A 13,857-nucleotide genomic window follows, 5' to 3' on the forward strand; every position below is an offset into this window, starting at 1 on the left:
GCGCTATACTGTGCAGTTTGTTATATTGCGTAAGTATATTGCCAACAGTAATTCAGAGTGATGTAAATATTACAAATTTCCCGTATTTTCCACTATTATGTGGAGGCGTGACGCCAAGTGCATTTTTTGCAATTGGTTTTACTTTAGGAGTAATTATTGGCAATCGTTGGGCAATTGTATTCTCAGCTTTATTATCTTTTGCAATAATTTGGTGCTGTATTTATGGCGTCATTATAATGCGTAATGGCGCCATACCTCAAGGAGATATTTTTCCTAGATATTGGGGTAGCAGTTTATACGCAATACTTCCAGTGTCGGACGCTGATATTGGTGCTGAGCCTGGTTTGCGCATGAACCCATGGTTGGTGGGTTTGCGCACATTCTTTGTGTGTGTTGTTATCGTTTCATGCATTCTTTGTTGCGCGCATATTAGATATTTTTGGCAAAAGGGATCTTATTGGTGCATAAAAGCAATAAGTCTTTCTTTAATTATGCCAATAGTGTGCGCTTGTTGTATAGCTATGTGGGGTCCAAAACCTTGGATTCGCTCTGGACCTTTTGTGCCTCAGTGTACGACGTTTAAAGATACTGCTTTTTCTGTTTGTGTACATCCTGAAGAAGCTTATATTCGTAAACTTCGTGCTGTTAAACATTTGAAAACTGTTGCTTCTTGGTTTCCTAAGAATCAGAGAGATTCGCAAGGCAAAGGAATTGTGCTTGTGCTTGGAAATGCGTTTACTCCAACAAATACTGAAAAATCTTGGAATCTTACTAATAGTGGTTTAATAAAGTTACGTAATCTTAAAGCTACTGTTATTCAACAACAAACAGATACATTTGTTAGGCGTTCTGAGAAATATGGTGATATGACTGGTATCGCTCAAGAAGTGTTACAAAGATTTGTGCCTGCAAAATGTGCATCAAGTGCTATGAAAGAAGTATATGTAAAAAAGAATCTTGATTCAAACGCTTCTGTTACAGCATTTTTGCTTGCTCAGCTTCCTTCTCGTATAAGTAATGATGTGTATGGGTCATATGGATTTATTCCAGGTGAAGCAAACGATAAAGTGGCTATGAGTATTAATAATGCTGATGATGCTAAGCTGAAACAATTTGTAAAAAATCATGTTAAAGAACTTAATCAATGCCTCATAACTCCACAACAAGTCTTATCGGAACTTGGTGATAAGCATGAAAAATAATTTTCGCGCTTGGCTTGAAGGTAGGCATTATATTGTTGCAATCGTTGCAATTTTATTGTCCGTAGTCCTTCCCTCTTTAATGCTTGTTATATTCAGATCATTTGTAACGCAGTTGCCAGTTTATGTTGGTTATATTTGTTTGCCAGATTCTGCTAATGTGCATAATGCGGTAGAAGGTATAACGTTCCAATGTCAATCTGGTAGTAGTGCTGTTAATTTTGTTGTTACTCTGTATGAAGTTATTGTAGTTGGGCTTATTGCCGCGGCATTCGTTTGCCTTGCTCCGATTATGGTATCGTGGGAACGTTTCGTGATGAAAAGGCTGCGAATATATGCATTGAGTGCTGCTTTATTGTGTTTGTTTGTTTCATTCGGCGCTTCAGTGTTAATTGTTCGTATAATAGACCTGCAGATATTTAGTACATTGCAGATGATCTTAGGTAATGCGTGGATTGATATCGTGCTAATAAAGATTGGATTAGCCTGTTTTGGAAGGTTTTACGGCCTTGCATTTGGTGTCTTTTTAGCGGTGATGAATATTGCCACACAAGGTTTGCAAAGTAAAATTGGATTGATTTTGCGATGGTATCCTTCTGGAACTTTGCCTGTAATTCCTGGACAATCCATATTGTTATATGTCGTTGTTGTGCTTACTGTAATTGCAGTTTGCCTGTGGAGTGGCACGTGTGGACGTGGATTGCTTTATTTTGAACGTGCTTAAAAGACGTGTTTAATTATGTGTTAAAAGTCAACTCAATAGTGTTTAATAGAACGTATGTTCGATAATATTGTGATGTTTGTTTTAATGGTGGTTGCTGTTGTAATAACCGCCATTGTTGTGCTGGCTATTGTTAAGCACAACTCTGGAACGCAAGGCGCTAATGGCGTAAACCAGCGCGAATTTAACGAATTGCGCTCGCAGTATGAACAAGCGCGCGCTCAAGCTCAAGAAAATGGCAATCAAGCCATACGGTATCGCACGCAAGCAGAGCAGCTTGCTGAGCGATTAAAGTTTGTTGAAGCAGAACTTGCTAAGGCGCAGCAGGCAGAGCAATTGCGAGTGAATCGCGAAGAACAATTGCGAGCAGAGCGAGAAGAACGCGAACGGTTAAATCGTGAGAAAACTTTGAAAGAGCAAGGTAAAGTTTTGGAAGCGCTTGCTCCAGTAAAAGACAATCTCGAAGCATTGAAGAATAAAGTTTCGCAGATTGAAGAAGGGCGTAAGCAAGAAATGGGTGTGCTGAGCACTCAGCTTAAAGGCTTAAGTGAGCAGCAAACAAGGCTTGACCGCGAAACAAGTTCGCTTTCTGCAGCATTGCGAAATAATAAGGTTCGCGGAGCTTGGGGTGAGGCTCAACTAAAGAATATTGTGGAATCTGCGGGTTTGCTTGAGCATGTTGATTTTGATACGCAGGTTGTTGTAACGGGAGTAAATGGCGAACAGCAGAGGCCAGATATGGTTGTGCATCTGCCAGGAGGCAAAACAATTCCAGTTGATGCAAAAGTTCCGTATGCGGATTATCAGCGTGCTTGCGAAATCCCAGATAATGCAAGTGACGAAGAATTAGCTAGAAGGAGCGAGCTTCTAAAAGCGCATGCTAAGGCTTTGCGAGAGCACGTTAGAGTATTGGGAGCTAAAGCGTATTGGCAGGCTTTTGAAACAGCACCAGATTTTGTAGTTGCATTTATTCCAAACGAAGCGTTGCTTCAGGCGGCTCTTGAAGCGGATCCAACGCTTATGGATGATGCTTTTGCGCAAAAAGTAGCACTCACTTCGCCAGTTACTTTGTGGGCTGTGCTTAAGTCTGTTGCGTACGCATGGCAGCAGCAAAGTCTTACAGATGATGCAAAAGAACTTTTCGATTTATCTCGAGAATTGTACGATCGCTTTGCAGTTCTTGGAGAAAATGCTTCAAAACTTGGCGTATCTTTGGCAAGAACAGTTGCAGCTTACAATAAGTTTGCTTCTTCGCTTGAGTCGCGAGTGTTGGTAACAGCGCGTAAACTTCAGAAGTTAGACCAAAGTAAAGTTATTGCTTCAATAGATCTTATAGATTCTGATAAAGCTGATGTTAAAGAGCTGAGCGCTCCGGAAGTATCAGTAGAAGATCGTTAAGCATAAAAACATCAAAGCATCAAAAATTGAAGAACTCTAAACGCTAAGGAGTGTAATAATGACGGAATTACAAGAGGAACGCGCGGAACTTAAGCGCATGCTTTGTGCGGATATGAGTGCGAAACCATTTAGTGAACTGTTTTCTGTTACATTTGTTCAGCGCGGCTCTAAGCTGGTTGGTGATGTTCTTTTTGATGCAATTGAGAAAGCTGGGTATTCGTTAGAACGCGATGTTGACGCTATTGGTGCGTTAACTGCTGCTGCAGTGCCTATGGTTTTTGCGCTTATTCATGCTGCAGAACGTAAAGGAATTGCACTCGACGGCTTCGTTATGGATTTTGTTTTTCCTGCAACAAAAGGTCCGTCAGTTAAAGGCAAGCGAGTATTGTTACTTGACTCTTGGCTTTCTGAAAAATCGTATGTTCAAACTTCTTCGCTTGTGACTTTACGACACGGCAATGAATTAAGTCTTGATTTTGGCATTGTTAATCAGCAAGGCGCGCAAATTCTTGCTATAGTTGCATTAATTGGTGGTGTTGACGCCGACGAACAAGGCACAAGGCATCTTCAATTAGTAAATCCAATAAGTGAGGAGAGTACTAAAATGGCATTTGTTCAAGCTTTCGATGAAGAAGAATTACGTGCAGATGCAGATCACGACGATTGCTGCAATGACAACTGCTGTGGTGGTCATTGCGAGGTTAAATGCACGGGTGATTGTGCTCATGATGGTTGCACTGAGCCTTGCTGTGAAGACAATTGCTGCGGTGGCCATTGCAAAGTAGAGTGCACGGGTGATTGCGCTAACGATGGTTGCACTGAGCCATGTTGCGAGGATAACTGCTGTGGTGGTCACTGCAAGTCAGGTTGCACAGGTGACTGCGCAACTGACGGCTGCCAAGACTAGCTGCAATTACTAGCTGCCAATACTAAGTAAAAGTATTAAACGGAGCAAAACTCACACATGCACGAACCGAATCCAATTACTTTGGCTGCAAAAGCTTCCGATGAGCCAGAATTCCGACCTATAGGAGTTGGCTCGTGGGAAGAAGAGCATCCAGGTGAGCCTCGTCCAGATAATCCAGAATCGCCAAATTATGATGCGCGGTTTAGCGCTGAATTACTAGACGAAGGTGACCAGCGCAACGTCCTAGACCGCTACCGATACTGGAAAGTAGAAGCTATAAAAGCGGATCTCGATTCTAAAGGACGCCACGAGTTTGAAGTAGCTGTAGAAAATTGGACTCACGATTTCAACATAGGCTCTATGGTTCGCACCGCAAACGCATTTACTGCGAAAAAAGTGTATATTGTAGGGCCTCATAAATGGAATCGTAAAGGCTCGTTAATGACTGAGCTTTACCAATACGTTGAGTGCTGCCCAACTATTGAAACTCTAGTAACTAATTGGCGCGAAAATATAGCACGAGAAACAGAAGAAGCGCATCAACTTTTGCTTAAAGCGCAAGCAGAAGGCAATAAAGAAGCCGAAAAAATCGCAAATATTAAGGAACAAGACGCTAAAAACGCTCGCGTTATAGCGCTCGATATTATTCCAGGCGCAGTTGCTATGGAAAACTACAAGTTCCCTAAACGTTGCCTTATGCTTTTTGGTGCAGAAGGGCCGGGGCTTTCTAAAAAAGCGCTAGAAATGGCGGATGACGTTGTTTATATTTCGCAATTCGGCTCTGTTCGCTCACTAAATGCAGGAGCTGCTGCGGCTGTTTCCATGCACGCGTGGATTGCGCAACATGCAGCACCAAATTGCTGATACAAGCTACAAACAAGCAAATATAAACAAACAATCGCAAACAAACGATTGCATTACAAAACGTAGTAGTTTGTACTCATAAACACTTACATAAAATGTGTATTTTTTTTTAATAGTGATAATATTGTAATATGTTAGAATTCAAACATATTACAAAACGTTTTGGCGCAAAAACAGCGCTTGAAGACGTTTCTTTTGTCGCCGAAGACGGCAAAGTTACAGGCTTCTTAGGGCCTAATGGTGCTGGCAAATCTACCTCTATGCGTTGTGCGCTTGAGCTTATTCATCCTGATAACGGTATTGTTTTGGTTGACGGCAAGTCATATAAGCAGATCTCGTCTCCAATGACAGAAGTTGGAGCAGTACTTGATGCAAAGTCCGCTCATAGAGGTCGTACGGCTTACAATCACTTATACGCATTGGCTTTAACTCACGGAATATCAAAGAAACGTGTAGATGAAGTCATTGATATTACTGGTTTAACTAGCGTAAAAAAACGTAAGGCAGGCTCCTTCTCGCTTGGTATGAGCCAGCGTCTTTCTATTGCTGCAGCTCTTTTAGCAGATCCACACAATCTCATACTTGACGAGCCGATTAATGGTTTGGATCCAGAAGGCGTTAAGTGGGTTCGTGAATTATGCAGATATTACGCAAGCCAAGGTCGTGCAATACTTCTTAGCTCTCACCTAATGAGCGAGGTTGCTCTTACTGCAGATAACCTTGTGATTATTGCGCATGGCGAAATTTTGGAGCGTACAACAGTTAAAGATTTTGTTGATGCACATTCGCAGCACGCTGTGAGACTTGTGACACCTGAAGGCGAAAAACTAAAGCAAGTGCTTACACAAAATCATCCTGAATGCAGGATTTTGCCAGATAATCGCACTCCTCAAGATGCTCAAGGAGGCGAGCTTCTTAGAATAACAGGATGCGAGCTCAATCAGCTTGCTCGAGAAATTGCAGATAATCAGATTTTGGTATATCAGCTAAATCAAGAGCATGCGTCGCTTGAGGAAGCATATTTGGCTCTTACACACGGCCAAGAGCAGTACGTAACAAAAGCATTGCCAAATACTACTTCTGTGACTGGATCGCAATATGTATATGGAGGGAGCAGGAAATGAGTGGGCAAATTAATCAATCTGTTAATCAATCTGTTAATCCAGCAGCAAGCAGCTCTTATAAAACCGGAAGAAGCATGAACGCTCAGCACTTACGCCTTACATTTATGCACACGCTTAAATCTGAAATTGTTAAGCTGCGTGGACTTGCCTCAACATGGTGGTGCATGGCATTAACAATTGTTTTGCCAGTAATTTTTAGTTTTATTATCGCGCTTGTGCAGAAAGCAATGTCTAAAGCTGACATTAAGAATGGAGCAAGTCAAGGTAGATCAAGTGCTGCGATTACTGTTGGACCGAGCGGTAAAAGTGACCTTATTGCATCTCAAGAAAGCATTTTCCGCTTAGTTATTAGTTTTGCTTCTATATCTTTGATTGTTTTGGCGATTTTTGCAGTGCTTGCTATAACCGCGGAACATTCTACGACTTCAATTCAGGCTTCTCTTACGGCTGTACCTAAAAGGGGTGTGCTCTTTACGGCTAAGTTTATTGCTGTTGCAATCTACGTTTTTGTAGCCCAACTTATTGCAATGACAGTTTCGTTAGCTGCTGCAGAATTAGCTTTTGTAGGAGATAATGTTTCTGGATTATCTGGAAGCAACGTGTGGAAATTGCCTCTTATTCTGCTTCTTGGATCTCCTGCAATCATGGTTGTTGTGGCAGCAATGGCGTACGGTTTCGGCATGATTTGCAAGTCAACTGCTGGCGGAATTATGTGCGTTATTGGAGCCGTGATGATTTTGCCTACAGTTGTTAGCGTTATTATGATTGCGAGCAATTTCGCGAAGTGGACTTCAATACTTATGCAGATTTTGCCAGCCAATGCTGTGAGTCAATTCTTAGGAAGTTCTGCTAATTCGGGCCCACAACTTCCGCCAGACGCAGTTGTTTTCACATGGTGGCAATCAGGCTTAGTGGTTCTTGCTTGGGCCGTGATTATGTATGTAATCGGCCACTTAATTGAAAGTCATCGCGATATTTAAAAACAATTTAATTTCATCATGCTTATGCGTTATGAATCATAAAATTACATAAGCTTGATTATTAAGCTTGATTATTAATTGTTTTATAAAAATATAAAAGATATAAAGATATAAAAGATATAAAAATTGAGGTATCCTAAGAATTTCTTAAGATACCTCAACTTTTTTCTGGTTTTATTTTAGAACTATCTAGTAACTAATAAGTTACCAAAGAATCATTCCACTGCTAATTTTAAAACTATGAGTAGAAAAATCAAGAAGCATAAAGAATGTCTACCACAAAGTACAGTGTGGAGTTCGCAGGAATCGTTACTTTTCCTTGCGCATCCTTCTTGTCTTCCTTACCGTAACCATCTTCTGGTGGAATTACCAAAAGAACTCGGGATCCCACTTTCTTACCAGCTAAACCTTTAGTCCATCCTGGGATTACCTGTCCGTCGAGTGAGAAATCTGCAGGTGTTCCGCGTGTCCATGATGAATCAAACTGGTGTAGCTTGCCGTCCTTATCTGTAGTCCATCCAGAGTAATGAGCGCTGACTGTGCTTTTCGCGCTCACCTCTTTGCCAGTTCCTTCAATCAAAGTTTGAGAAACAAGCTTTCCGTCTGGCACGTAGTTATTTTTATCTAAGCTTGGGGCTCCAGATTTATCAAGAGTTACTTTCGGCAAATTTGCTGGAATATCGGTAACTGCTTTACCTTCTGCTTTAGTTAAAGATTTTTGAGTAGAAACAATCGTCAAAACTATTACGTAAGAAGGATTCTTACCCTCGCCTTTTATACCAAAAGCAATAGTGCTATTTATTTTTCTACCTTTAAGCAGAGCATAATATTGAGGACTCGTATAATTCTTTTTAATTACCAAAGAGCAATCTTGACCATTAGGCTTATCCCAAGTGCTCATTATTTTTTTGCCATCTTTAGCAGAATAAACAGTTCCCTGTGTGCAAACACGGTCGCCTTCGTTAATTGCTTTTCCGTTTCCCTTTTGCAAAATAGCATAGGAATTCTTCTCGAAATTAAGTGGAGTCTTTAAAGTAACCTCAGGCATTTTACCTAGGGTTCCTTTGGCCTCTACGCCTGACATCACGTGCATTCCTGCTGCGTCTGCCTTAGAATCGGATTGGCTATTATTATTCTCTCCGCAGGATGCTAATCCTGCACACATTACGACTGCGCTAAAAATTGCTACAGCGCGTGTAATCAAAGATTTTTGTATATTAGTTTTCTTCATAGGCTTCACACTACAGCGTGATATTGATTTTATGTAATAAATTTGATTCGTAATATGTTATGTCTACAAAATTTTAGAGAAAATAAATAAAATTAATTGAAGATATTTATATATTGAGTGAGTCGTGTAGCATAAATTAATACTTGCAAAATATGTGTAAAATATTGGTATTTTAAGTCTTAATATTGGGATTTTAAAACTTGAGATAAGTAATATAACAAGCAAAAAATACACATAATACGAAAAGATAGTAAAATAGAAACGATATGGCAATTTTGTAAAGCAATAACGAAAGAAAAGAGTATTTATGCAAAAAGTAACAATGCGCGCTAAGATCATGCGTGGGATTGTAGCTCCTCTTTTTGTTGCGCTTGCCATAGTGAGTATTGTTTTAGGCGTACTTAATTCAACTATCTGGAAGCCAGATCCAGTTATAAACGCATATGGTCACATAGTAGGTAAACGTTATATTATGACTGATCCTGGCGTTATGAATATGGTTGATAATCATGTGCGAATCGATGTTGCTGTAGAAGGTACGCATAAGCCTGTTTGTATTGCATCGGCTTTAGCGAAAGACGCGCGAGGATGGGTATCGGGGTATCCTGTTCAAAGAATTACGGGTTTGAAAGATTGGAATAAACTTTCTTCTATACCTCAAGATGCTGAGGGTGATAAGGATCCTAATTCAAATAATGATTCGTCATCAAATGTAAGTAAGAGCAAATCTGATTCTAAGGATTCTGCTTCAGATGCGTCTAATAAAAATAAGGATGTTTCCTTTGAGAATTCAGACTTGTGGGAGCAAAGATCTTGCCAAGCAGGTATAGCAAGATTATCTGTTAATCTTTCAGATTTTATTCAATCTCGTTCTGGCGTATATATGCATACTGAGTCAGGTAAGCGGGATGCAGATGGAGTCGAAGCCTCAATAAGCCAGAAAAGTGGACGTACAAATTCATCAGATAACACTAGTGCTTTGCGCTCGCAATTGTCTAAAAGAGTATTTCTTATTGATTTAGGAGATAACTCAAAGAATGCGTATATTGAAATGCGTTGGCGCAGGCATTCTGTTCCTAATTTTGCAACTCCTTTGTATTTTATTGGAGCTTTATTTATTGTTATGGCAGTGCTTTCTGCAACCTTATTCTCAATGGCGCCTCATAAAAGGCGTAATAAGCGCTTTGTTGCAAGCAGATCGGGAGCCTTGGAATCTGAAAATAAGCGTGAAGAAGTTAGTATTTCAGAAGCGTTTGCTGGTACTTTTGTTGAATTGTTTGGTTCGCGGCGAAAGAAGAAATCATCTGGTTCTCATGCGCGTCATGGTGCTCATGCTCGTAAGGGTAAGAGGAATAATGAAATTAGCGCGGATAAACAAGATGATTTGAAGTATTCAGTTGTGATTAGTGCTGATAATTCTTCTCTTAATAGTGAAAATAATGGTGCTAGTGGAGCTAGTGGAACTAGTGGGGCTAAAAAGTCTTCTGAGAACATTAATCCACATGATTTTAATGATGAAACGAAAGTTATAAGTAGGGATGAATTGCAATCTTACTTTGCTCGTTTTGCTCAGGAAACTTATGAGGATTCTAATACTGACTTTTCTGGGGAGGAAGAAACAGGTGAAAATGCTGTTATCGGTAAGGATGCTGTTCGTAAATTAGTTAATAATGCTGATTTATCTGTTATACAAAATGGCAATAACGGTAGCAATAATCTGAATGACGGCAATAGCGGTAATGGCGGCAATGGTGGAACCGACGATAACGACAATGATGAAGATAATGGCGATGCTTTAGACGATAAGTCTGAATCTGAGTCTGAATCTGATGATGTTTCTTCAAGGAATAAAAATAGCGTCAAAGATGGCTCGCAATACAGGTCAAAAAATAATTCCCGTAAGCGCGATAAGAAAATTCAGTGGCCTTCTAGAAAATACAATAGCTCAAGGCAAAATAACACTAGCGAAGATAAGCGCAACACTGGTGAAGATAAGCGCAATAATAGCGTGAATACAAGCAATACTAGTTCTTCAAATAATGATTCAGACAATCAGAATCAAAGGAATAATCGAAATAATCGACGTACTTTCGTTAAATACAGAAAAGATAATTACCGATTAAGAAATAAGCGTAGAAGCCGCAATTCATCAGAAAATGATGGGGAGTAGTTGAGTATGCGTAATAAAAAACAAGTTAATAACAATACATATGGAAATATATCTAAAAATATATCTAAAAATATTGTGAGTAAAGCGTTTTTTAGAACGGTTACTTCAGCTCTTGCTTCTTCATTAGTTTTGAGCCCAGTTTTATGCTTATCTGCGTGCGATGGTCAAGTTCCTAAGCCTGTAGAAAGTCAGACTTCTAAAGAGCAGCCTGATTTAACAATGATTAAGGAGAAAGACATACGTTTTCGTGTTTTGTGTGCTCTTGAGCGCGCAAACGATGAGAAAAATGTTGATGGCTTAGATGAATATTTAAGCGGACCTGCGCTAGATGTGCGTACAAGTGAATTAACAGTAGCTAAAAAAATAGGCAAGTTGGATCCTAAAACCACTATTCCTAGAGAAGTAGCTCAGACGATTGTTCCAACTAATTCTTCATGGCCACGCGATGTCATGACTATTACTACTACGACTAAAGATCAGCAATCTAAGAGACTTCTAGTATTTAGACAAGATCGTGCTCGTACGAATTACAAATTGTGGGCTGTTGCGCGATTATTCCCAGGCGTTCATTTGCCTAAATTTGCTGTACCTTCTATAGGCTCTTCAATGGGCAAAGAAAACGATTCGGGGTTGATTATGACTCCGCGTGATGCAGTTGCCGCATATGCTGATGTTTTGCAAAATAATGATAATAGTAAATTTGCTAAACGTTTTTCTAATGATTATTTACGTCAAAAGTTAACTGAGCTTTCAAAAACAGTTCAGGAAGGAATGGAACGTAATAAGGGCACGCAAAATCAAACTTTTACTCCTTCTGCAGACGTTATTAGCGTAATGCGTTCAACCGATGGCAGTGATTTAGTAGTTGCTAGGATTGATTCGGTATGGATTCGTAAAGCTGGGGAAGGAAGGGAATCGCGTCCTGCTTCAGATGAAGAAAAAGCGCTTTTCGGCAATTCTAATCCAAAAAGTACCATGCGGGTTACTTATGTGAATGTAATCGCGCTTGTTATACCTCCTGCTGGTTCAAATATGAAAATTACTCCTGTTGGTGCCGAGCGTCAGCCTATTAAGGTAGAAGCACTTTAGTTAAAAGTAAAATAGCTGTTATATGAAAACGAGGCAAATATGGTGAATGAGAATGCACAAGGTATGAATCCTGGCATGTTTTCGCTTGCTGGAGCAGTGGATTTAGAAGGTGTAAAACGTAGGGTTGAAGCTCAAGCAAAGCAGTCAGAAAAGTTGGCTGCTGGTGGAAGTGTTCCTAGTGCACCAAAAGCTGGTGGATATGTTATTGATGTAAACGATCAGTCGTTCCAAGCTATGGTGCAAACGTCTGTAAGTTTCCCTATTATTCTTTTGCTTTGGCAGTCAAATGATGAAGCTTGTTATGACGTTGCTTCTAAATTGGCAGATGCGGTTAATTCACTTGACGGCCGTATGCAACTTGCGCGAATTGATGTAGATGATTCTCCTTCAATTGCACAGGCTTTGCGCGCTCAAGATTTTCCTGCTGTGTATGGTTTAGTTGCTGGAAGGCCTATGCCGATTGTTCAAGGTTTGCCAACTGATGAGGAAATGCAGCAGATTTGCACTGTTATTTTGCCAAAGCTTGTGCAAGTTGCGGAACAATCAGGTGTTGCTGGAACGGCTCCGTATATGGATAATAATGCTTCGGATTCTGCTGATAATTCTGCTGATGCTTCTGGTAATGCTTCTGGTAATGCTGGAAATTCTGATAATTTTGGAAAATCGGAAGAATTTGCGAATTCAGAAGATGCGAATGATTCGGAAAATATTCCTCCTGCTCACGCTCGTGCTCATGAATTGGCTAAGCAAGGGGATTATGAAGCAGCTGCACGTGAGTATGAGAAGCTAGTTGAAGCAGATCCACATGATTTGTTGGCTTCCCGTGAACATGCTAAAGCATTGCTTTTGGCTCGCAATGTTAATACGAACGTTGCTGAAGTTCGTAAAGCTGCTGGAGATAATCCTGGATCTGTTGACGCTCAGTTAGCAGTTGCTGATGTAGATATGATTGACGGTCATATTGATGATGCTTTTGGCAGATTGCTTGATTTCTTAGCAGAAGGGCATAAATCTGATGCGGATACTATTCGTGCCAGAATGTTGGAATATTTTGCAATGTTGCCTGCTGATGATGAGCGTTTGAAGCGTGCTCGTCGCAGACTCTCAATTTTGCTTTATTAATAAGATAAGAAAAAGCCGAGAACCACAACAATCGTGAGAAATTTGTGTGATTCCCGGCTTTAGTAGCGGGGCATGGATTTGAACCATGGGCCTCTGGGTCTTCAGTCTTGTGACGTCTCGTGGTAGCCCATGCTTTTTTCTCTAATCGGGACAGCTCTCTGCGAGTAGGTTCGCGCCCATTAGCCGCAATAAATTCTTGTGTGAGCCTATTAAGCTTTTGTTCAATAGCAAAACTTCTACTACTGGTTGCTCGTATGAGCTCGTCAGGGATTTGTTTCATCTCCCAGACTTTAGTTTTAGGATTTATAATGCTATGTCGCTGCTCCCATTCAATCCCCATATCACGCCGTAGCATATCGCGTAAAATTTGGGAATGGTACACGTTGATAGACTCTTTAACCGCGAGAAGAGTCTGGCCATCCAGTGCGACTGCTTTACCATCTTCCCGCAATGCAATATTACTGATGACAGCGTGTGTATGGTAGTTGGCTTCGCCATTACGGTTGGTGTAATGATCGTAGGCTGCTATGGCAAAACCAGTAAGCTTCACATTAGCGGTGCCTCCATGTCCTACACGTCCATAGCATCCTTTTTCCTCTAACTGGTGTATTGCTTCCTCTAATGCTTTATTCCATATATGATCAAGTTCATTTCGTGTGGGTTCGTCAGCAAGAATCCAGTACAAGCTAAAACTTTTAGGAGCTGCAAAAGTGGCATCAATGCTTGTCACGGTAGAATGACTTCTAGGGTTGCGTGGGTCAGCAAGCTTCACACTAATATGAGGCGCAAGCTTTTGACCTGTGACAGGGTTTTCCATTTTCTCGATGAGAGAGTAGAGCTCATTCTTGCCAACGATATCTCCACTCGTGTGGTTCACGAGTTGTAGTCCGCTACCAAGCCACCTGCCTGGAGGATTACCCTCATGAGTGTAGTAGCCAGAAGCGCCACCACTTTTTTGCAGTCGCATCGTGTCATTGACTGCATCCTCGAGATATTGAGCAAATCCTGCGTGGATAAATTTCACTGTCATACTCATAATGGGTAACCCTCCT

The 13,857-nt window shown here is 40.7% G+C and carries 12 protein-coding genes; 10 read left to right on the top strand and 2 right to left on the bottom strand.

The genetic code is table 11. From position 1 onward, the window contains the following. Positions 1 to 107 precede the first annotated feature (107 nt). The 7 genes from BFS05_RS02290 to BFS05_RS02320 all read left to right on the top strand — a co-directional run bounded on the left by BFS05_RS02290 (position 108) and on the right by BFS05_RS02320 (position 7,193). The gene (locus tag BFS05_RS02290) at positions 108 to 1,202 is read left to right on the top strand and encodes a hypothetical protein (RefSeq protein ID WP_103084603.1); all 1,095 of its coding nucleotides are present in this window, start codon (positions 108 to 110) and stop codon (positions 1,200 to 1,202) included. Continuing rightward, positions 1,192 to 1,923, top strand: a complete 732-nt coding sequence (locus BFS05_RS02295; RefSeq protein ID WP_103084430.1) for a hypothetical protein — start codon at positions 1,192 to 1,194, stop codon at positions 1,921 to 1,923. The genes BFS05_RS02290 and BFS05_RS02295 overlap by 11 nt, the downstream gene beginning before the upstream one ends. Before the next feature lie 54 nt (positions 1,924 to 1,977). Further along, entirely contained in the window at positions 1,978 to 3,318 is a 1,341-nt protein-coding gene (locus BFS05_RS02300) for a DNA recombination protein RmuC (protein WP_004105862.1), read from the top strand. Between the two features lie 58 nt (positions 3,319 to 3,376). Next, positions 3,377 to 4,225 carry a hypothetical protein gene (locus tag BFS05_RS02305; RefSeq protein ID WP_103084431.1) on the top strand — a complete coding sequence of 283 codons (849 nt, stop codon included), beginning with the start codon at positions 3,377 to 3,379 and terminating at the stop codon, positions 4,223 to 4,225. A gap of 57 nt (positions 4,226 to 4,282) precedes the next feature. Then, positions 4,283 to 5,089, top strand: a complete 807-nt coding sequence (locus BFS05_RS02310) for a TrmH family RNA methyltransferase (RefSeq protein ID WP_103084432.1) — start codon at positions 4,283 to 4,285, stop codon at positions 5,087 to 5,089. A 131-nt stretch (positions 5,090 to 5,220) separates the two neighbouring features. Continuing rightward, positions 5,221 to 6,213, top strand: coding sequence for an ATP-binding cassette domain-containing protein (locus tag BFS05_RS02315; RefSeq protein ID WP_103084433.1), 993 nt, complete (start codon positions 5,221 to 5,223; stop codon positions 6,211 to 6,213). Beyond that, positions 6,210 to 7,193 (top strand): ABC transporter permease subunit, encoded by a 984-nt coding sequence (locus BFS05_RS02320; protein ID WP_103084434.1) that lies wholly within the window; start codon positions 6,210 to 6,212, stop codon positions 7,191 to 7,193. The genes BFS05_RS02315 and BFS05_RS02320 overlap by 4 nt, the downstream gene beginning before the upstream one ends. Before the next feature lie 253 nt (positions 7,194 to 7,446). Here the strand turns inward: BFS05_RS02320 and BFS05_RS02325 are convergent, their stop codons facing one another. Then, the gene (locus BFS05_RS02325) at positions 7,447 to 8,424 is read right to left on the bottom strand and encodes an FKBP-type peptidyl-prolyl cis-trans isomerase (RefSeq protein WP_103084435.1); all 978 of its coding nucleotides are present in this window, start codon (positions 8,422 to 8,424) and stop codon (positions 7,447 to 7,449) included. Between the two features lie 307 nt (positions 8,425 to 8,731). Between BFS05_RS02325 and BFS05_RS02330 the strand changes: the two genes are divergently transcribed. Genes BFS05_RS02330 through BFS05_RS02340 form a run of 3 tightly spaced genes read left to right on the top strand, consistent with a single transcriptional unit; the run spans position 8,732 to position 12,805 of the window. Continuing rightward, positions 8,732 to 10,594, top strand: a complete 1,863-nt coding sequence (locus BFS05_RS02330) for a hypothetical protein (RefSeq protein WP_103084436.1) — start codon at positions 8,732 to 8,734, stop codon at positions 10,592 to 10,594. A gap of 6 nt (positions 10,595 to 10,600) precedes the next feature. Continuing rightward, on the top strand, positions 10,601 to 11,683 hold the full coding sequence (locus BFS05_RS02335) for a DUF8094 domain-containing protein (RefSeq protein ID WP_258004198.1): 1,083 nt from the start codon (positions 10,601 to 10,603) through the stop codon (positions 11,681 to 11,683). A gap of 39 nt (positions 11,684 to 11,722) precedes the next feature. After that, positions 11,723 to 12,805 (top strand): tetratricopeptide repeat protein, encoded by a 1,083-nt coding sequence (locus tag BFS05_RS02340; RefSeq protein ID WP_103084437.1) that lies wholly within the window; start codon positions 11,723 to 11,725, stop codon positions 12,803 to 12,805. Here BFS05_RS02340 and mobF read toward each other — a convergent pair. Next, positions 12,708 to 13,841 carry a MobF family relaxase gene (mobF, locus tag BFS05_RS02345; protein WP_103084438.1) on the bottom strand — a complete coding sequence of 378 codons (1,134 nt, stop codon included), beginning with the start codon at positions 13,839 to 13,841 and terminating at the stop codon, positions 12,708 to 12,710. The genes BFS05_RS02340 and mobF overlap by 98 nt on opposite strands. Between the last annotated feature and the right edge of the window lie 16 nt (positions 13,842 to 13,857).

This window comes from Gardnerella coleohominis, from assembly GCF_002896555.1.
GTDB lineage: Bacteria > Actinomycetota > Actinomycetes > Actinomycetales > Bifidobacteriaceae > Bifidobacterium > Bifidobacterium vaginale_F.